Here is a 19,230-nt window from a genome sequence, read left to right on the forward strand (position 1 = left end):
TCCGGTCCGCTCCCAGTCTTGCAGACGACACGGCTCCGGTAACGGTTGTCCGATCATCGGTCAGGTCACGGGTCGGATTACGTTTCGAATCACGCTTCGGCTCACAGTTCGAATCACGGTTCGGCTCACGGCTCGGATTACGGTTCGGCTCACGGGGCAGATCACGGTTCGGCCCACGGGCCGGACCACGGATCGGACCACAGGGCAGATCACGGATCGGGCCACCGGACAGGTCACGGGCCGGACCACCGGACAGGTCACGGGCCGGGCCACCGGACAGGCCGGCGGTCGTCGTGGGCACCCCCGCGGCCCCCCGCGCCCGCCCCCGGCACCTCTTCCAGCCGCTGGCCTACCCTGAGGAGGTCACCCACGCAACCGGGGTCCGGAAGTCGGAGAAGGTCGAGAAGGTCGGAGAAGTCGCAGGTCATGAGCGAACTGGCATATCCATACGAAGCACCGGCCTCGCAGGCGCTGTTCGACCGTGCCGCGGCCGTCACGCCCGGCGGGGTCAACTCCCCGGTGCGGGCCTTCGGCGCGGTGGGCGGCACCCCGCGGTTCATGGTGTCCGGCACCGGGCCGTACCTGACCGACGCCGACGGCCGGGAGTACGTGGACCTCGTCTGCTCCTGGGGTCCGATGATCCTCGGGCACGCGCACCCCGAGGTGGTCGCCGCCGTGCAGGAGGCGGTCGCGCGCGGGACGTCGTTCGGCACGCCCGCCGAGGGCGAGGTCGCGCTCGCCGAGGCCATGGTCGAGCGGGTCGCGCCGTTGGAGCAGGTGCGGCTGGTGTCCAGCGGGACCGAGGCGACCATGTCGGCGATCCGGCTCGCGCGCGGGTTCACGCGGCGCACCAAGGTCATCAAGTTCGCCGGGTGCTACCACGGCCACGTCGACTCGCTGCTCGCCGCCGCCGGGAGCGGGGTCGCCACCTTCGCGCTGCCCGACACCCCCGGCGTCACCGGCGCCCAGGCGAGCGACACGATCGTGCTGCCGTACAACGACCTCGACGCCGTGCACGCCGCCTTCGCCGCCCACCCCGGTGAGATCGCCTGCGTCATCACCGAGGCGTCGCCGGGCAACATGGGCGTCGTACCGCCGCTGCCCGGCTTCAACCAGGGGCTGAAGGACGCCTGCGCCGCCAACGGCGCGCTGTTCGTCTCCGACGAGGTGATGACCGGCTTCCGGACCAGCCGGGCCGGGTGGTACGGGGTGGAGGGCGTCGTGCCCGACCTGATGACCTTCGGCAAGGTGATGGGCGGGGGCTTCCCCGCCGCCGCCTTCGGGGGGCGCGCGGACGTCATGGCGCACCTCGCCCCGGCCGGCCCCGTCTACCAGGCCGGCACCCTCTCCGGGAACCCGGTCGCCACCGCCGCCGGTCTCGCCCAGCTCCGGCTCCTCGACGAGGCGGTGTACGACAGGATCAACGCCACCTCCGCCCAGATCCAGGGCCTGGTCGGCGAGGCGCTCTCCAAGGAGGGGGTGGCGCACACGATCCAGACCGCCTCCAACATGTTCTCCGTCTTCTTCACCGACGGCCCGGTGCGCGACTACGCGGACGCCAAGGCGCAGGAGTCGTTCCGCTTCACCGCCTTCTTCCACTCCCTCCTCTCGGACGGCGTCTACCTGCCGCCGTCCTCCTTCGAGTCCTGGTTCGTGTCCGCCGCGCACGACGAGCGGGCCGTGCAGAAGATCGCCGACGCCCTGCCGGCGGCGGCCCGGGCGGCGGCGGAGGCGACCGCATGAGCAGCGCCGACCGCGACCACGACATCACCGTCGTCCATCTGATGCGGCACGGCGAGGTGGACAACCCCGACGGGGTGCTGTACGGCCGGCTGCCCGGCTACCACTTGTCCGAACTGGGCCGGCGGATGGCCGACCGGGTCGCCGAGCACCTGGCCCCGCGCGATGTGACGTACGTCGTCGCCTCGCCGCTGGAGCGGGCGCAGGAGACGGCGACGCCGATCGCCAAGGAGCACGGCCTCGACCTGGACACCGACGAGCGGCTCATCGAGGCCGACAACGTCTTCCAGGGCAAGACCTTCGGCATCGGCGACGGCGCGCTGCGCCGCCCCGCCAACTGGCGCCACGTGGTCAACCCGTTCCGGCCGTCCTGGGGCGAGCCGTACGTCGACCAGGTGGTGCGGATGAAGGCGGCGCTGGACGCGGCCAAGGACCGGGCCCGCGGGCACGAGGCCGTCGTCGTCAGCCACCAGCTGCCGATCTGGATCGTGCGGTCCTACATCGAGCGGCGCCGCCTGTGGCACGACCCGCGCAGGCGGCAGTGCACGCTCGCGTCCCTGACGACGTTCACGTACCAGGGCGACCGGATCGTGTCGGTCGGCTACTCCGAGCCCGCCCGCGACCTCGTCCCGGCCCACCTGCTCGCCGGCGCCAAGCCGGTGAAGGGGGAGAGCAAGGCGTACGGGGCCTGAGGCCGGGCCCCCGGATCCCGTGACGCGGCGCACCGCCGCCCGCGTCACGGGAGCCGGCCGGTCCCCTTCCACCACTCCCACCACCCCCACCGGCGCCTGAGGTGCTGGTTCGCGGTCGTGAGGGGGGTGCGCAAGATCCTCGGATCGGACATGCGAAACTTTTCACATGAGTGCCGCCAGCCGTTCCCCCCTGGGTTCCTCGACCTCCCCGGGGCCCCTGGGTTCGAACCGCACCACCGCTCGCGTCCGCCGCCGCGCGGCCCTGGCCGCAGCCGGCGCCGTCGCCGGCGCGCTGCTCGTGTCCGCGTGCGGTTCCGGCGGCACCTCGGGCGGCGGCGGCGACACCAACTACATCACCGGCGCGGACGGCGTCGCCACGGTGGACAAGGGCGAGCGCACCGCCGTCCCCGACCTGTCCGGCGAGACCGTCGACGGCGGGCGGCTCGACGTCGACGACTACAAGGGCAAGGTCGTCGTCCTCAACGTGTGGGGCTCCTGGTGCCCGCCCTGCCGCGCCGAGGCCAAGAACTTCGAGAAGGTCTACCAGGACGTCAAGGACCAGGGCGTCCAGTTCGTCGGCATCAACACCCGCGACACCTCCACCGGCCCCGCCAAGGCCTTCGAGGAGGAGTACGGGATCAGCTACCCGAGCCTGTACGACCCGGCCGGCAAGCTGATGCTCCGCTTCGCGAAGGGCACCCTCAACCCGCAGGCCATCCCCTCCACCCTGGTCATAGACCGGGACGGGAAGATCGCCGCGCGCACCCTCCAGGCGCTCAGCGAGGAGAAGCTGCGCAAGATGCTCAAGCCGGTCCTGGCGGAGAAGTGACGTGACTGTCGCCATGTCGACCCTCGCCGCCGACCCCGGCGAGACCGTGCGCAGCGGCGCGCTGCTGCTCGCCCTGCCGATCGCGCTCCTCGGCGGCCTCGTCTCCTTCTTCTCGCCCTGCGTCCTGCCCCTGGTCCCCGGCTACCTCTCCTACGTGACCGGGGTCACCGGCACCGACCTGGCCGACGCCCGGCGCGGCCGGATGGCGATCGGCGCCTCCCTCTTCGTCCTGGGCTTCACGGCCGTGTTCGTCTCCGGCGGCGCGCTGTTCGGGTTCTTCGGGCAGACCCTCCAGGAGGAGCGCTCCGCCCTGACCAAGGTGCTCGGCGTCCTCATGGTCGTCCTGGGCGTCTTCTTCATGGGTCTGATGCCCTGGTTCACCCAGCGCGAGTTCCGCTTCCACAAGCGGCCCGCGGCCGGACTGGTGGGCGCCCCGCTGCTGGGCGCGCTGTTCGGCATCGGCTGGACACCGTGCATCGGCCCCACCCTCGCCTCGGTCCTCGCGCTCTCCTCCGACCAGGCCAGCGCGGGGCGCGGCGCCATACTGACCGTGGCCTACTGCCTCGGCCTCGGCGTGCCCTTCGTGCTCGCCGCGGTCGCCTTCCGCAAGGCGCTGGGCGCCTTCGGCTGGGTCAAGCGCCACTACGTCTGGGTGATGCGGACCGGCGGCGTCATGATGATCGCCACCGGGCTGCTGCTGCTGACCGGCGCGTGGGACAGCATCGTGCAGCAGATGCAGACCTGGTCCAACGGCTTCACTGTAGGGATCTGACGCGATGAGCAAGACGACCACGGACGGCACCCGCGAGGCCGGTGAGGACCAGGAGCTGGGCGCCGCCGGTTCCCAGCTGTCCACCGCGCCCAAGGAGGAGGCGCCGCACCCGCCCGCCATGGGCGTCATCGGCTGGACGCGCTGGTTCTGGCGGCAGCTCACCTCGATGCGGGTCGCGCTGCTGCTGCTCCTGCTGCTGTCGCTGGGCGCCATCCCCGGCTCGCTGATCCCGCAGACCGGCACCGACGCCACCAAGGTCGACCAGTTCTACCAGGACCACGAGACCCTCGCGCCCCTCTACGAGAAGCTCGGGCTCTTCCACGTCTACAGCTCGGTGTGGTTCTCGGCGATCTACATCCTGCTGTTCGTCTCCCTCATCGGCTGCATCGTCCCGCGCACCTGGCAGTTCGTCGGCCAGCTCCGCGGCCGGCCGCCCCGCGCGCCGAGCCGCCTGACCCGGCTGCCCGCCTACACCACCTGGCGCACCGGCGCCGCGCCCGAGGAGGTCCGCGAGGCCGCGCTGAAGCTGCTGAAGCAGCGCCGCTTCCGCGCCCACCCGGACGGCGACGCCGTCGCCGCCGAGAAGGGCTACCTGCGGGAGGTCGGCAACCTCGCCTTCCACATCGCGCTGATCGTGATGCTGGTCGCCTTCGCCTGGGGCCAGCTCTTCAAGTACGAGGGCAACAAACTGGTCCTGGAGGGCGACGGCTTCTCCAACACCCTCACCCAGTACGACGACTTCAAGTCCGGCAACCTGTGGTCGCAGGACGACCTGGACCCGTTCAGCTTCACCCTGAAGGACTTCACGGGCACCTACGAGGCCTCCGGCCCCAACAAGGGCACCCCGCGCACGTTCGAAGCGAAGATCACGTACAGCGAGGGCGCCTACGGCGCGGAGAAGACCACCACCGTCAAGGTCAACGAGCCGCTGGAGATCGACGGCTCCAAGGTCTACCTGGTCAGCCACGGCTACGCCCCGGTCATCACCGTCAAGGACGCCGACGGCGACGTCGTCGTCGACCACGAGGCGTTCGCCCTGCTGCCGCTGGACTCCAACGTCACCTCCTCCGGCGCCATCAAGGTGATGGACGGCTACCGCAACGCCAAGGGCGTCAAGGAGCAGCTCGGCTTCAACGCGTTCTTCCTGCCGACCTACGGCGGCGAGGGCGCGACGATGCTCTCCACCTTCCCGGCGCTGCTCAACCCGATGCTCGCGCTCTCCGCCTACCACGGCGACCTCGGCGTGGACTCGGGCATCCCGCAGAGCGTGTACCAGCTCGACGACAAGAACCTGAAGGAGTTCAAGGACTCCGACGGCGAGCTGTACAAGAAGCAGCTCAAGGTCGGCCAGACCATGAAGCTGCCGGGCGGCAACGGCTCGGTCACCTTCGAGGGCATCCAGGAGTGGGCCGGCTTCCAGGTCACCGCGCAGCCCGGCAGCGGCTGGGCGCTCGGCGGCGCGCTCGTCGCCATCTTCGGCCTGGCCGGCTCCCTGTTCATCCAGCGCCGCCGGGTGTGGGTGCGGGCCGCCCAGGGCCCCGACGGCGTCACCGTCGTCGAGATGGCCGGCCTCGGCCGCAGCGAGTCCGCGAAGCTCCCCGAGGAACTCGGCGACCTCGCCGCGGCCCTCTACGACCAGGCACCGGGCGCCCCCGACTCCGCCCCCGGCTCCGCTTCCGGCCCCGCCCCCGCCTCCGACCCCTCCGCCGATCCCGATCCCGATCCCGATCCTTCCGTACCTGCCGAGAGGGCTGAGAAGAAGTGACTCTCGCCGACGCGACCCACCTGGCCGCAGCGACCAACGAGAACCTCGCGAACATCAGCAACACGCTGATCTACTCGTCGATGGCGGTCTACACCCTGGCCTTCTTCGCCTACATCGCCGAGTGGATCTTCGGCAGCCGCAGCAAGGTCGGACGCACGGCCGCCGCGCTCACCGCCGGCGGCGAGGCCCGGGCGAAGGCCGGCCCCGCCGTCACCGTGAACAAGGCCGGCGGCACCGCCGTACTGGAACGCCCCAAGGTCGTCGTCCGGTCCGCGGCCGGCGCCCGTGACGTGCCGGACGGACCCGGCGCGGCCGGCGGCACCGAGAAGGGCGACCTGTACGGTCGCATCGCCGTCTCCCTCACCGTGCTCGCCTTCCTGGTCGAGTTCGGCGGCGTGCTCGCCCGGGCGCTGTCCGTGGGGCGGGCGCCGTGGGGCAACATGTACGAGTTCAGCATCACGTTCTCGACGGTCGCCGTCGGCGTGTACGTGGTGCTGCTGCTCCTGAAGAAGAACATCCGCTGGCTCGGCCTGCCGCTGATCACGACGGTCCTGCTGGACCTCGGCCTCGCCGTCACCGTCCTCTACACGGCCAGCGACCAGCTCGTCCCCGCCCTGCACTCGTACTGGCTGTACATCCACGTCTCCACGGCGATCCTGTGCGGCGCGGTCTTCTACGTCGGCGCGGTCTCGACGGTGCTGTACCTGTTCAAGGACTCCTACGAGAACAAGCTCGCCTCCGGCGGCACCCCCGGCCGATTCGCCGACTCCGTCCTGGACCGGCTGCCCTCGGCCGCCTCCCTCGACAAGTTCGGCTACCGCGTCAACGCCGCGGTCTTCCCGCTGTGGACCTTCACGATCATCGCGGGCGCCATCTGGGCGGGCGACGCCTGGGGCCGCTACTGGGGCTGGGACCCCAAGGAGACCTGGGCCTTCATCACCTGGGTCGCCTACGCCGGCTACCTGCACGCCCGCGCCACCGCCGGCTGGAAGGGCCGCAAGGCCGCCTACCTGGCACTGGCCGCCTTCGCCTGCTGGCTGTTCAACTACTACGGCGTCAACATCTTCGTCTCCGGCAAGCACTCCTACGCGGGCGTCTGACCGACGTCCTCGTGCCGCAGGTCCGGGTGGAGCTGGACGAAGTCGCGCAGCATGCTCTCGCCGCCGGCGTCGTCCAGCAGCACGATCTCCACGCCGTGGCCGGCCAGCCAGTCGTGACCGCCGTGGAGGGTGGCGGCCTCGCCGTGGACAAAGAGCAGCTACAGCGACGCCAACGGCGGCGACTGCGTCGAGGTGGCCCCCGGATTCATGGGCGCCGTTCCCGTCCGTGACAGCAAGAACCCGGACGGTCCCGTCCTCCTGCTGAACCGTTCCGCCTGGGCGGCGTTCACCGCGTTCCTGCGCTGAGTTCACCGGAACGCGGGTTCTCGCGCTGCGGTGGCGCGAGCGATCACCCATCAAAGGACTCCTGGGGAAAAGAACCCCACCAAACCCCACCCCTCCCGCCCGTGAGGCGGCGTCACTCGGGTGGGTGAATACCGGCGGTCCGGGTGGTCGCCGGCCCACACAACATGCCAGTGATCACCGACCCGGAGGAGGCCCGCGCCGACCTGTTCCTGGCCAGCCTGGCGGCCATCACACACGCCGCCGACACATCCGTGAATGCGATACTGAAGGCCCTGTCCACAGCGTTGCGTGACGTGCCCGAAGACATCCTGGATCCGATCGTCGAATTCACCGCACAAGGGCTGGGCAACCGCCCGGCCAAGCACCTCTGGAGGAATCTGGTGGCCGTGGACCTCTCCTTCTACAAGTCCTACATCTCGGAAGAAATCCGCGACGAAGGCCGTGCCCAGCAGGGTGCCGCCGACGTTCTGCTCGTCCTGGAGCAGCGCGGGCTCGATGTCTCCGATGACGTCCGGAACCGCGTCACGGAGTGCCCCGATCCCAAGATCCTCCGCCAATGGCTCACCCGCGCCGTCACCGCCCCCACAGCCGAAGCGATCTTCGAAGGCGAGTAGGTCAGTCGGATGTTCGACCGACCTCTATGCTGGGCCTCCCGCTCAGAGGCCGGTCGAACGCCAGGAGGCACGTGTGTCAGCGCTGGAGCCGGACGATCCGCGCTCTGTCGGGGAGTACCGGCTGCTGGGGCGGCTGGGTGCGGGCGGTATGGGCCGGGTGTACCTCGGCCGGTCGCCGGGCGGGCGGCTCGTCGCGGTCAAGGTGGTGCACGAGGGGCTGGTGCGGCGGCCGGAGTTCCGGGACCGGTTCCGGCGTGAGGTGCAGGCGGCCCGGATGGTCAGCGGCGCCTTCACGGCTCCGGTCATCGACGCCGACCCGGACGCGCCCCTGCCGTACCTGGTGACCAGTTACATCGCCGGGCCGTCGCTGGAGCAGGCGGTCGCCGAGCGGGGGCCGTTCGACAGCAGGGCGGTGACCGCGCTCGCCGCCGGGCTGGCCGAGGCGCTGATGTCGATCCACGGCGCCCACCTCGTCCACCGCGACCTCAAGCCCTCCAACGTGCTCCTCGCCGAGGACGGCCCCCGCGTCATCGACTTCGGCATCGTCCGCAGCGTCGAGGCCGAGTCCATCACCACGACCGGGCACCTGGCCGGCTCCCCGGGGTTCATGTCCCCCGAGCAGATCAACGGCGGCGAGGTGACCCCCGCCAGCGACGTCTTCTGCCTCGGCGCGGTGCTGGCCTTCGCGGCGACCGGCCAGAACCCCTTCGGCGGCGGACCGACCCCCGCCCTCCTCTACCGCGTCGTGCACAACGCCCCCGACGTCGATGCCGTCACCGACCCGGCCCTGCGCGCCCTCGTCGCCGACTGTCTCGCCAAGGACCCGGCCGCCCGCCCGACCCCGCGCGTGATCCTCACCCGGATCGGCCCGCAGGGCGGAGAGGGGGCGACGGTCCTGTCCTACGGCGGCCAGTGGGCGCCGGCGGCGGAGGCGGGCGCCTGGGAGACCGGACCCGCGCGGCCGGTCACGGCCGGGCCGATGCCGCAGGTCCGGCACGCCGATCACCAGCCCACCCTCGTCTCCCCGGCGCCCGCCGCGACCCGCGTCCAGGCCGCGCCGCCCCCACCGCCCCCGCCCGCGAGCCGCAGCAGACGGGCCCTGCTGTTCTCCGGCGCCGGAGCGCTCGCCGCGATCGGTGTCGGCACCGGGTTCTGGCTCAACCGGTCGGCCACGCCGGCCCACGGCGGCGCCACCGCGTCACCGACGCCCAGCCCCTCCGCATCCGCATCCGCCGGGAGCGGCGTACGGCCCGTCGGGCACTGGCTCCTCGACGAGACCTCGGGGACCGTCGCCCACGACACCCAGGGCGGCCACGACGGCACCACGACCGGCGTCACCTGGCGGACCGACGGCGGCGGCGCGACGTTCGACGGGAGCACCGGACAGATCGTCACCGACGGTCCGGTGCTGGAGACCGGGACGGGCCGCAGTTTCACGGTCGCGGCCTGGGTCCGCCTCACCGCCGTGCCCGGCACCTTCGCCACCGCCGTCAGCCAGGACGCCGACAGCGCCAGCGGCTTCTACCTCCAGTACTCCGGAACGGACCAGAGATGGGCCTTCTCCCGCCCCGGCCTGCGGGCCGTCGGCCGCACCGCGCCCACCGGGGGCGTGTGGACCCATCTGACCGGCGTCTGCGACGGCACGGACCGCAGGCTGCGGCTGTATGTCGACGGGGTGGAGGAGGCGGTCGTCGAGGACACCGCGCCGACCCCGTCGAACGGCGCGTTCGTGATCGGCCGGGCCTGGTACGACGGGAAGCCCACGGACTTCTTCCCGGGCACCGTGCGGGACGTGCGGGTCTTCGACCAGGTCCTCGCCCCCGCCCGCGTCAAGGCCCTCATGTGACCGGCGCGGTCAGTCCCCCTTGGGGTCCTCGTCCCGGTCCTTGCCCTTGCCCCGGTCCCTGTCCTCGTCGAGGGACTTGAGGAAGTCCGGGTTGTCGTCGGGGGCGACCCACCGGCCCCGGCCCCCGCCGCCGCCCTGGAAGCGTCCCGGTCCGCCGGCCGGCTGCCGCTTCTTCCCCGCGATGATCCACGAGAGCGAGCCGACCAGCGGGAAGAGGAGCACGAGGATCGCCCACAGCGGCTTGGGCATGTGACGGACGTCCTCGTCCTCCGTGCTGATGCAGTCGATGAACGCGTAGACGCTCAACGCCAGTGGCACGAGGAACATCAGCACCCGCAGCATGGGGCCTCTCCAGCGAAAGCGGTGGGCGGTACGGGTTCAGCGTAGCCGCTCGGGGATACTGGACGGCATGGCTTACGACGATCTTCGCTCCCTGCTCAGGGCACTGGAACGCGAGGGCGACCTCAAGCGTGTCAAGGCCGAGGTCGACCCGTATCTGGAGGTCGGGGAGATCGTCGACCGGGTGAACAAGGCCGGTGGTCCCGCGCTGCTGTTCGAGAACGTCAAGGGCTCCGACATGCCGTTGGCGATGAACGTGTTCGGCACCGACCGCCGCCTGCTGAAGGCGCTCGGCCTGAAGTCGTACGGGGAGATCTCCGGCAAGATCGGCGGGCTGCTGAAGCCCGAGCTGCCGCACGGGTTCGTCGGGGTGCGCGAGGCGTTCGGCAAGCTCGGCGCGATGACGCACCTACCGCCGAAGAAGGTCAAGGACGCCCCGGTCCAGGAGACCGTGCTCACCGGCGACGACGTCGACCTCGACCGCCTCCCCGCGCTCTTCACCTGGCCCAAGGACGGCGGCTCCTTCTTCAACCTGGGCCTCACCCACACCAAGGACCCCGAGACCGGCGTCCGCAACCTCGGCCTCTACCGCCTCCAGCGCCACGACAAGCGCACCATCGGCATGCACTGGCAGATCCACAAGGACAGCCGGAACCACTACCAGGTGGCGGCCCGGCGCGGCGAGCGGCTGCCGGTCGCCATCGCCTTCGGCTGTCCGCCCGCCGTGACGTACGCCTCGACCGCCCCGCTCCCCGGGGACATCGACGAGTACCTGTTCGCCGGGTTCCTGCAGGGCAAGCGGATCGAGATGGTCGACTGCAAGACGGTCCCGCTCCAGGTCCCCGCCAACGCCGAAGTGGTACTGGAGGGCTGGCTGGAGCCCGGCGAGATGCTCCCCGAGGGCCCCTTCGGCGACCACACCGGCTTCTACACCCCGCAGGAGCCCTTCCCCGCCCTGACCATCGACTGCGTGACGATGCGCAAGCGTCCGCTGCTCCAGTCGATCGTCGTCGGCCGCCCCCCGACGGAGGACGGGCCGCTGGGCCGGGCCACGGAACGCTTCTTCCTCCCCCTCCTCAAGATCATCGTGCCGGACATCGTGGACTACCACCTCCCGGAGGCGGGCGGCTTCCACAACTGTGCGATCGTGTCCATCGACAAGAAGTACCCCAAACACGCCCAGAAGGTGATGCACGCCATCTGGGGCGCGCACATGATGTCGCTGACCAAGCTGATCGTGGTCGTCGACTCCGACTGCGACGTCCACGACCTGCACGAGGTCGCCTGGCGGGCGCTCGGCAACACGGACTACGCCCGTGACCTGACCGTCGTCGAGGGTCCCGTGGACCATCTCGACCACGCCTCCTACCAGCAGTTCTGGGGCGGCAAGGCGGGCATCGACGCGACGCGCAAGCTGCCCGAGGAGGGGTACACGCGCGACGGGGGCTGGCCGGACATGGTGCTGTCCGACCCGGAGACGGCGGCGAAGGTCGACCGCCGCTGGAAGGAGTACGGACTGTGACGTCGGCTTCCGCCGCGCTGCCCCGGCAGCCCGGGCGCACGAAGGCGTTCTTGCGCCTGGTGATGATCGAGCACTCGGTCTTCGCGCTGCCCTTCGCCTACATCGCCGCCCTGACGGCCATGTACGAGCTGGACGGCAACATCCACTGGGGCCGGCTGCTGCTGGTGACCGTCTGCATGGTGGGCCTGCGCACCTTCGCGATGGCCGTCAACCGGATCATCGACCGCGAGATCGACGCCCGCAACCCGCGCACCGCCCACCGCGAACTGGTCACCGGCGCGATGTCGGTCAAGCACGCCTGGACCGGCGCGATCGTCGCGGTCGTCGTCTTCCTTGGCTCGGCGGCCCTGCTCAACCCGCTCTGCCTCGCCCTCGCGCCCGTCGCGGTGATCCCGATGGTGGTCTACCCGTACGGCAAGCGGTTCACCGACTTCCCGCAGGCCATCCTCGGTCTCGCCCAGGCGATGGGCCCCATCGGCGGCTGGCTCGCCATCACCGGCGAGTGGTCCTGGGACGCGGTGATCCTCGGCCTCGCGGTCGGCGTCTGGATCGGCGGCTTCGACCTGATCTACGCCTGCCAGGACGTGGAGACCGACCGCGAGGTCGGTGTCCGCTCGGTCCCGGCCCGGTTCGGCATACCGGCCGCGATCTGGGGCGCGCGGGGCTGCCACACCGTGACGACGGCCCTGTTCGTCTGGTACGCCCTCGCCACCGGCGCCGGCGCGTTCTTCTGGCTCGGCCTGCTGATCGTCGCGGGCGCGTTCGTCTACGAGCACACCATCGTGCGCCCGAACGACCTCTCCCGCCTCAACCGCGCCTTCTTCAGCGTCAACGGCTTCATCGGCATCGCCCTGTTCGTGTGCGCGCTGCTGGATCTGCTGGTGCGGGGGCTGACTCCGTAGCGGTCGTCCGTCAGGCCGTTTCGCGGTGGGAGCGGGGCGCGGCGCGCGGTTCAGCGCGCCCTGACGGCTCCCACGCCGGGTGGACGCTCCTCGCCGGGGCGCGACGGCTCCGGCAGGACGCCCTCCCCCTCACGTGGAGCGGCGCCGCCACCCCAGACCCCTGTCCCCAGACCCCTGTTCCCAGCGTCGTGCGCACTGGCGCGGGAAGTGTCATTGGCCCGCTCGTCTGAGCGGGCCGAGGGTAACTCGGCCCGCTGGGGCCGCGTGGTGACAGGGTGAGGCGAAAACCGACTACAGCTTCCGCCCGAGTGTCACCAAGCTGCTCACTTGAGCGGACCGGTGACACTCGGCGGGCTTTCGTCCTCCATTCCGCGCGGAGTACCTGGCCCCGGCTGCCCGCCCCGCACGCCTGGGCGTCGTTCAGTCCGACGCTTCGGCGGCCGCGCGCGCCTTGCGCAGGATGTCCGGGGCGTCAGGGGAGACGAAGGAGCCCATGCCGATCTCGGTGTAGACGAGGCCCTCCTTCTTCAGGCCCACGTTCACCTTCGCCGCGGTCGCTGTCGCGACGCCGAACTCCTCCACGAGCTGCCGCACCGAGGGGACGCGCCCGCGCGGTGGGTAGGTGCCGTCTTCGACGCGGTCGCGGATGACGGCGGCGACCTGCCGCCAGCGGGGGATATCGGGCTCGAACTCCATCACCGGCCCATAGTGTCCCTAGTATCCTACGGTCTTCGATCTCTAGTTCTTCTTAGAATTCTGTAGAAGGCATCGCTACGGTGGGCGCAAGAAACTCCGGCGACGGCTGCAACCGCCCCGGGGTGCGGCACTGACCGTCGACTCCCCCCTCGGCACCCTGAAGATCCCCACCGACCGCCTTCCCGTGGACCCCGCCGCACCGCGCCGCTGACCCGTCAGGCCGCCGGTGTCCGTGTCCGGCCCCGGCGCCGGAAGGCGAACGCCGCCGCGACGCCCGCCGCCAGGCCGATCAGGTGGCCCTGCCAGCTGACGCCGGACTGGGTGGGGGAGAGGCCCGCGAGCAGGGAGCCGCCCCAGACCGCGGCCACCAGGACCCCGGCCAGGACGCCCAGCGGGCGGCGCTCGACGAAACCGCTGACCAGCAGGAAGCCGAAGAGGCCGAAGATCAGGCCGGAGGCGCCGGCCGTGTTGGTGTCCGGCGGGGAGACCAGCCAGACGCCCAGCCCGTCCGCCACCACGACGGCCGCGCAGACCGCGAGGAACCGGCGTATCCCGCCCAGTGCGGCGAGGAAGCCGAGGACCAGCAGCGGCACGCTGTTGGCGGCGACGTGGGCGAAGCCGAAGTGGACGAAGGACGCCGGGACGACGTCCGCCAGCTCCGACGGGGTGCGCGGCACGATGCCGAAGCGGTCCAGGGTGTGACCGCTCGCCACGTCGGCCAGCTCCAGGAGCCACAGCAGCGCGACCCAGGCCGCCATCAGCCCGGCCGCGGCCTTCGCCCGGCCGCCCGGTGAACAGTACGCCCTGCGCGTCCCCGATGCCCTGCCCGTCATGCCGGTCCCCGCCCACTCGCACATCTCCTCCGGACAACGCCCGGACCCCCTTGGCCGGTTCCCGTTCCACGGCTGCCGATAGGCTCGGTCCCGTGAACCCAGCCAAGCCAGGAGAGACGGCGCGTACGCCTTGGATCGTAGGGGTGTCAGGCGCCTCCGGCACCCCGTATGCCGCCTCCGTGCTGCGTGCTCTGCTCGCCGCCGGCGAGAGCGTCGACCTGGTGGTCAGCCGGGCCTCGCGGCTCACCCTGCTCGACGAGACCGGGATCTCCTTCCGGGACGCCCACTGGCGTGACGACCTGCGGGAATGGCTGGCGCGCGGTGCCGACGGCAAGCCCGGCGCCTTCGCCGTCGACCTCGACGCGGTGCGGTACTGGAACGCGGGGGACCTGGCCGCCGGGCCGTCCTCCGGCTCGTACCCGGCCAAGGGCATGCTCGTCGTGCCCGCGTCGACGGCGTGCGTCGCCGGGGTCGCGCTCGGGCTGTCGAAGGACCTGTTGCAGCGGGCGGCCAGCGTCACCCTGAAGGAAGGGCGCCCGCTGGTCGTGGCCGTACGCGAGACCCCGCTGAACGGGCAGACCCTCCGCCACCTGGTGGCCCTGGACGACGCGGGCGCCGCCGTGGTGCCCGCCTCGCCCGCCTTCTACGCGGGCGCCACCCACATCCAGGACCTGGTGGACTTCGTCGCCGGCCGGGTCCTGGACGCGGCCGGCGTACCGCACCGGCTCTACCGCCGCTGGGCGGGCGAACTCGGCGGCGGGTCCGGGGCCGGAACCGGTTCCGGGTCCAGCGCCGTCCTCTGAGGCCCCACCCTCACCCCCCACAAGCCAGAACTCCTCGAATCACATATCGGAAGGCTTCGATCCATGGACGCGGTGGACAGGCAGCTCATCCAGGCCCTGCGGGAGAACGGCCGGGCCTCCTACGCCGAGCTGGGGCGCCTCGTCGGTCTGTCGGGACCCAGCGTCACCGACCGCATCAACCGCCTGGAGGCGGCCGGTGTCATCACCGGCTACCGGGCCACGGTGGACGCCGCCTCGCTCGGCCTCGGTGCCGTCGCCCTGATCGGCATCTCGCTCTCCGACGCCGCCGACCACGAGGACGTGGCCCAGCGGCTGAAGGAGCTGCGGGAGATCGAGGACTGCTGGTTCATCGCCGGCGACGACTCCTACATGCTCAAGGTGCGCGCGACCGACGTGGACGGCCTGGAGCGGATCATCCGCCGGCTGTCGGGGACCAAGGGCGTCTCCCGGACCCGTACCACCGTCGTGCTCTCCACCAAGTGGGAGAACAGGGTGGGCGAGCTGCCGGACGAGGTCTAGGCAGGCGTACGGTTGGTCGAGTCGTCGGAGAAAGGTGTGGGTATGGACGTCGGGCTCAAGCGCGAGCTGGAGGAGAAGGTCCGCTCCGGTGAGCGGCTGACCCGCGAGGACGGCATCGCGCTGTACGAGTCGGACGACCTGGCCTGGCTCGGCGGCCTCGCGCACGAGGTGCGGACGCGGAAGAACGGCGACGTCGTCCACTTCAACGTCAACCGCCACCTCAACATGACCAACGTGTGCACGGCGTCCTGCGCCTACTGCTCCTTCCAGCGCAAGCCGGGGGAGAAGGACGCGTACACGATGCGCATCGAGGAGGCGGTGAGGCTCGCCAAGGAGATGGAGAGCGAGAACCTCACCGAGCTGCACATCGTCAACGGGCTGCACCCCAACCTGCCGTGGCGGTACTACCCGCGGTCGCTGCGCGAGCTGAAGGCCGCGCTGCCGGACGTGTCGCTGAAGGCGTTCACCGCCACCGAGATCCACCACTTCGAGACCATCTCCGGCATGTCGGCCTCCGACATCCTCGACGAGCTGATCGACGCGGGGCTGGAGTCCCTGACCGGCGGCGGCGCCGAGATCTTCGACTGGGAGGTGCGGCAGCACATCGTGGACCACCGCACTCACTGGGAGGACTGGTCCCGCATCCACCGGCTGGCGCACGAGAAGGGGCTGAAGACCCCGTGCACCATGCTCTACGGCCACATCGAGGAGCCGCGCCACCGCGTGGACCACGTGCTGCGGCTGCGCGAGCTGCAGGACGAGACGGGCGGCTTCCAGGTCTTCATCCCGCTGCGCTACCAGCACGACTTCGTGGACATGAAGGACGGGAAGGTGCGCAACCGGCTCCAGGCCCGGACGCGGATGGCGACGGGGGCCGAGGCGCTGAAGACCTTCGCCGTCTCCCGGCTGCTGTTCGACAACGTGCCGCACCTGAAGGTCTTCTGGGTGATGCACGGCGTGCAGACCGCGCAGCTCGCCCTGCAGCACGGGGCCGACGACATGGACGGGTCCGTGGTCGAGTACAAGATCACCCACGACGCGGACAACTACGGCACGCCGAGCAAGCTGACCCGCGACGACCTGCTCGACCTGATCCGGGACGCCGGGTTCCGGCCGGTGGAGCGGAACACGCGGTACGAGATCATCCGGGAGTTCGACGGCCCCGACCCGGCCCGCCGGGACACGCCGCAGCCGATGCGGGTCTGACGTCCGTCGCGCTCTCGTCGCCGGGCGCGGGTGGTCCGTGGCCGGTCGCGCGGTTCCCCGCGCCCCTTGAGGTACGTCCCGCGCACGTCCCTCAAGGGGCGCGGAGCTGTGCCCGGGGGCCTCAGGACCGGCAGAGCGAAGACACGCTGGGGTAATAGTTACCATTGCGTCGTGCCTCTTACTTTCACTCTCGACCCGGCCGTCACCGCCGACCTGCGTGACGGCGTCCTCGACCTGTGGACGGACGTGTCCAACGCGGGCGGCTCCGTCGGCTTCGTGCCGCCGGTGACCCGGGAGACGGTCCGCCCCGAGCTGGTCAAGCACCTGGTGGCCATGGCGGAGGGCCGCACCCGGCTGCTGGTCGGGCACGACGAGGAGGGGCGGGTGGCCGCCACCGCGTTCCTCACCCGCAACACCCACCGGCTGATGACCCACTGGCTGTGGCTCTACACCGTGATGGTGCACCCCCGCCACCAGGGCCAGGGGTACGGCCGTGACCTGCTGGCCGCCGCCGCCGACGCGGCCCGCTCCCACGACGGCATCGAGGCGATACGCCTGACCTGCCGGGGCGGCCTCGGCCTGGAGCGGTTCTACGCCTCCTGCGGCTACAAGGAGGTCGGCCGCGTCCCCGGCGCGATCCGCGTGGCCCCCGGCGACGACCGCGACGACGTGACCATGCTGCTGCCGCTGGGGTGACGCCCCACCCCCGCTGCCGCTGGGGTGAGGCCCGTACCCCCGCTGCCGCGCGGGCGCTCCGGCGTGCTTCACTGGGCGGTGCCCCTTTGTGCCGGAAACGGAAGTGTGGATTGAGATGCTCCGCTACACGCTGATGCGCCTCGGGATCTTCGTGGGCTGCCTCGTGGTCGTCTGGGGCCTCGTCTACGCCGGGGTCTTCCCGAGCGGCCTCGGTGACTCCAACGGCATGTGGATCGTGCTGCTCTCCCTGGTGATCTCGGCCCCGATCAGCTTCGTGGTGCTGCGCGGGGAGCGCGACCGGGCCTCCGCCCAGGTGGTGACCAGGGTGGAACGGATGAAGGCCGGCCTGGAGGCCAACCGCAGCCAGGAGGACGGCGTCGACGACGCCCCCCGCGCGCAGGGACAGACCTCGTAGCGGCGGCCGGGCCCGCCCGCCGCGTCAGCGCCCCGGTGATCGCCGGGGCGCTTTGCGTTGTGCGGGGGAAGACAGCCGGGAACCTCTCAAAGTCAGGCTATGGGCGTCTCAAAGCATTGGTGTTAAAGTCGACGCATGAAGTCTGCAGCCGTGTCCCCTCTGCCCGTGAGCGTTCCGCTCGTGGCGCGGCTGCACGTGGACCTCTGCCGGTGCGCGTCCGCAAGCTGTCGCCCCTGACGTCCCCCGCTTCCCCCTTTCCGTGACGTCGGCTCAGCGCGTCCCGTCCCCCCTTCAACGGAGCATGTCCGTGTCCTCACGCACGCAGTCCTTCAAGGTGCCCTTCTGGGCCCAGATAATCGCCGGCCTCGTCCTGGGCGTGCTGCTCGGCTGGCTCGCCCGGAGCCAGGACGTCTCCTGGCTGGTCACGACCCTGGAGAAGGTCGGCTCCATCTTCATCGGCCTGCTGAAGCTGGCCGTCGCCCCGCTGGTCTTCTTCGCGATCCTGGTCTCGATCACCAACCTCAGGAAGGTCAACAACGCGGCCCGCCTGGCGACCCGCACCCTCCTGTGGTTCATGATCACGTCGTTGATCGCGGTGGCCATCGGCCTCGTCATCGGCCTGGTCACCAACCCCGGCGCCGGCACCGGCCTCACCCCCCAGGACGGGGCGAAGCCCGAGCACACCGGTTCCTGGCTGGACTTCCTCACCGGCATCGTGCCGACCGACGTGATCACCCCGTTCACCGAGCTGAACGTGCTCCAGATCGTCTTCATGGCCGCCGTCGCCGGCGTCGCCGCCCTCCAGCTCGGCGACAAGGCCAAGCCGATCCTCACCCTGAGCGAGTCCGTCCTCGAACTCCTCCAGAAGGCCCTGTGGTGGGTCATCCGCCTCGCCCCGCTGGGCACCGTCGGCCTGATCGGCAACGCGATCGCCACCTACGGCTGGGACCTGATCGGCAAGTACGCGACCTTCACCGCCGACATCTACGTCGGCTGCGCGATCGTCCTCTTCGTGGTCTACCCGGCGCTGATCGCGGGCGTCGCCAAGGCCAACCCGCTGCAGTTCTTCAAGGGCGCCTGGCCCGCGATCCAGCTGGCCTTCGTCTCCCGCTCCTCGGTCGGCACCATGCCGCTGACGCAGAAGGTCACCGAGCGGCTCGGCGTGCCGAAGGAGTACGCGTCCTTCGCGGTGCCGTTCGGCGCGACGACGAAGATGGACGGCTGCGCCGCGATCTACCCGGCGATCGCCGCGATCTTCGTCGCGCAGATCTTCGACATCCAGCTCGGCGTCGGTGACTACCTGCTGATCGCCTTCGTCTCGGTGGTCGGCTCCGCCGCCACCGCCGGTCTGACCGGCGCGACGGTCATGCTGACCCTGACCCTCTCCACGCTGGGCCTGCCCATGGAGGGCGTCGGCCTGCTGCTCGCCATCGACCCGATCCTGGACATGATGCGTACGGCCACCAACGTGGCCGGGCAGGCGCTGGTCCCGGTCATCGTCTCGGCCCGCGAGGGCCTGCTCGACCGCGAGGCGTACGACAGGGCGCACAGCTCCCCGATCGACGAGCCGGAGCCCGTACGGGACCGCGAGCCGGAGCAGGTGCCGGCCGCCGCGTAGGCGTACGGCGGACCGGA

At 71.0% G+C, this 19,230-nt stretch carries 20 protein-coding genes and 1 pseudogene; 18 read left to right on the plus strand and 3 right to left on the minus strand.

The genetic code is table 11. From position 1 onward, the window contains the following. Positions 1–426: 426 nt before the first annotated feature. From hemL to ACY1JF_RS00345, 9 genes and pseudogenes are all read left to right on the plus strand, one after another. A complete protein-coding gene (hemL, locus tag ACY1JF_RS00305) occupies positions 427–1,743 on the plus strand; it encodes a glutamate-1-semialdehyde 2,1-aminomutase (protein WP_462702911.1) in 1,317 nt (438 codons plus the stop codon). After that, complete coding sequence (locus ACY1JF_RS00310) at positions 1,740–2,432, plus strand: histidine phosphatase family protein (protein ID WP_462702912.1); 693 nt, start codon at positions 1,740–1,742, stop codon at positions 2,430–2,432. Before hemL ends, ACY1JF_RS00310 begins: the two co-directional genes overlap by 4 nt. Before the next feature lie 166 nt (positions 2,433–2,598). Beyond that, positions 2,599–3,261 (plus strand): TlpA family protein disulfide reductase, encoded by a 663-nt coding sequence (locus ACY1JF_RS00315; RefSeq protein ID WP_462702913.1) that lies wholly within the window; start codon positions 2,599–2,601, stop codon positions 3,259–3,261. A 13-nt stretch (positions 3,262–3,274) separates the two neighbouring features. Further along, positions 3,275–4,033, plus strand: a complete 759-nt coding sequence (locus ACY1JF_RS00320; protein ID WP_462703174.1) for a cytochrome c biogenesis CcdA family protein — start codon at positions 3,275–3,277, stop codon at positions 4,031–4,033. 4 nt (positions 4,034–4,037) lie between these two features. Then, positions 4,038–5,798 (plus strand): cytochrome c biogenesis protein ResB, encoded by a 1,761-nt coding sequence (resB, locus tag ACY1JF_RS00325; RefSeq protein ID WP_462702914.1) that lies wholly within the window; start codon positions 4,038–4,040, stop codon positions 5,796–5,798. Continuing rightward, on the plus strand, positions 5,795–6,898 hold the full coding sequence (gene ccsB, locus ACY1JF_RS00330) for a c-type cytochrome biogenesis protein CcsB (protein ID WP_462702915.1): 1,104 nt from the start codon (positions 5,795–5,797) through the stop codon (positions 6,896–6,898). Before resB ends, ccsB begins: the two co-directional genes overlap by 4 nt. Before the next feature lie 129 nt (positions 6,899–7,027). Continuing rightward, positions 7,028–7,204, plus strand: a complete 177-nt coding sequence (locus ACY1JF_RS00335) for a DUF397 domain-containing protein (RefSeq protein WP_462702916.1) — start codon at positions 7,028–7,030, stop codon at positions 7,202–7,204. A 143-nt stretch (positions 7,205–7,347) separates the two neighbouring features. Then, positions 7,348–7,818: pseudogene (locus ACY1JF_RS00340) on the plus strand (hypothetical protein); the annotation flags it as partial. 73 nt (positions 7,819–7,891) lie between these two features. After that, positions 7,892–9,664 carry a protein kinase domain-containing protein gene (locus ACY1JF_RS00345; RefSeq protein ID WP_462702917.1) on the plus strand — a complete coding sequence of 591 codons (1,773 nt, stop codon included), beginning with the start codon at positions 7,892–7,894 and terminating at the stop codon, positions 9,662–9,664. Positions 9,665–9,673: 9 nt separating this feature from the next. Here ACY1JF_RS00345 and ACY1JF_RS00350 read toward each other — a convergent pair whose 3' ends face one another. Next, positions 9,674–10,006, minus strand: coding sequence for a PLD nuclease N-terminal domain-containing protein (locus ACY1JF_RS00350; protein ID WP_462702918.1), 333 nt, complete (start codon positions 10,004–10,006; stop codon positions 9,674–9,676). Between the two features lie 67 nt (positions 10,007–10,073). On the opposite strand from ACY1JF_RS00350, the gene ACY1JF_RS00355 reads away from it, so the two are divergent. Continuing rightward, positions 10,074–11,525, plus strand: coding sequence for a menaquinone biosynthesis decarboxylase (locus tag ACY1JF_RS00355; RefSeq protein WP_462702919.1), 1,452 nt, complete (start codon positions 10,074–10,076; stop codon positions 11,523–11,525). After that, a complete protein-coding gene (gene mqnP / locus ACY1JF_RS00360) occupies positions 11,522–12,427 on the plus strand; it encodes a menaquinone biosynthesis prenyltransferase MqnP (RefSeq protein WP_462702920.1) in 906 nt (301 codons plus the stop codon). Before ACY1JF_RS00355 ends, mqnP begins: the two co-directional genes overlap by 4 nt. 420 nt (positions 12,428–12,847) lie before the next feature. Here the strand turns inward: mqnP and ACY1JF_RS00365 are convergent, their stop codons facing one another. Both ACY1JF_RS00365 and ACY1JF_RS00370 read right to left on the minus strand, forming a co-directional pair. Then, entirely contained in the window at positions 12,848–13,123 is a 276-nt protein-coding gene (locus tag ACY1JF_RS00365; protein WP_462703175.1) for a GntR family transcriptional regulator, read from the minus strand. A 215-nt stretch (positions 13,124–13,338) separates the two neighbouring features. Beyond that, complete coding sequence (locus ACY1JF_RS00370) at positions 13,339–13,956, minus strand: rhomboid family intramembrane serine protease (RefSeq protein ID WP_462702921.1); 618 nt, start codon at positions 13,954–13,956, stop codon at positions 13,339–13,341. 92 nt (positions 13,957–14,048) lie between these two features. On the opposite strand from ACY1JF_RS00370, the gene ACY1JF_RS00375 reads away from it, so the two are divergent. From ACY1JF_RS00375 to ACY1JF_RS00405, 7 genes are all read left to right on the plus strand, one after another. Next, a complete protein-coding gene (locus tag ACY1JF_RS00375) occupies positions 14,049–14,759 on the plus strand; it encodes a UbiX family flavin prenyltransferase (RefSeq protein WP_462702922.1) in 711 nt (236 codons plus the stop codon). A gap of 63 nt (positions 14,760–14,822) precedes the next feature. After that, complete coding sequence (locus tag ACY1JF_RS00380) at positions 14,823–15,278, plus strand: Lrp/AsnC family transcriptional regulator (RefSeq protein WP_189423099.1); 456 nt, start codon at positions 14,823–14,825, stop codon at positions 15,276–15,278. Positions 15,279–15,320: 42 nt separating this feature from the next. After that, the gene (gene mqnE, locus ACY1JF_RS00385) at positions 15,321–16,484 is read left to right on the plus strand and encodes an aminofutalosine synthase MqnE (protein ID WP_462702923.1); all 1,164 of its coding nucleotides are present in this window, start codon (positions 15,321–15,323) and stop codon (positions 16,482–16,484) included. Positions 16,485–16,655: 171 nt separating this feature from the next. Further along, complete coding sequence (locus tag ACY1JF_RS00390) at positions 16,656–17,180, plus strand: N-acetyltransferase family protein (protein ID WP_462702924.1); 525 nt, start codon at positions 16,656–16,658, stop codon at positions 17,178–17,180. 115 nt (positions 17,181–17,295) lie between these two features. Beyond that, positions 17,296–17,595 carry a DUF4229 domain-containing protein gene (locus ACY1JF_RS00395; protein ID WP_462702925.1) on the plus strand — a complete coding sequence of 100 codons (300 nt, stop codon included), beginning with the start codon at positions 17,296–17,298 and terminating at the stop codon, positions 17,593–17,595. A 135-nt stretch (positions 17,596–17,730) separates the two neighbouring features. Next, the gene (locus ACY1JF_RS00400) at positions 17,731–17,832 is read left to right on the plus strand and encodes a putative leader peptide (protein ID WP_462702926.1); all 102 of its coding nucleotides are present in this window, start codon (positions 17,731–17,733) and stop codon (positions 17,830–17,832) included. Positions 17,833–17,896: 64 nt separating this feature from the next. Continuing rightward, complete coding sequence (locus ACY1JF_RS00405; protein ID WP_462702927.1) at positions 17,897–19,213, plus strand: dicarboxylate/amino acid:cation symporter; 1,317 nt, start codon at positions 17,897–17,899, stop codon at positions 19,211–19,213. The last annotated feature ends 17 nt before the right edge of the window (positions 19,214–19,230 follow it).

The organism is Streptomyces sp. SYSU D01066-1, assembly GCF_054956795.1.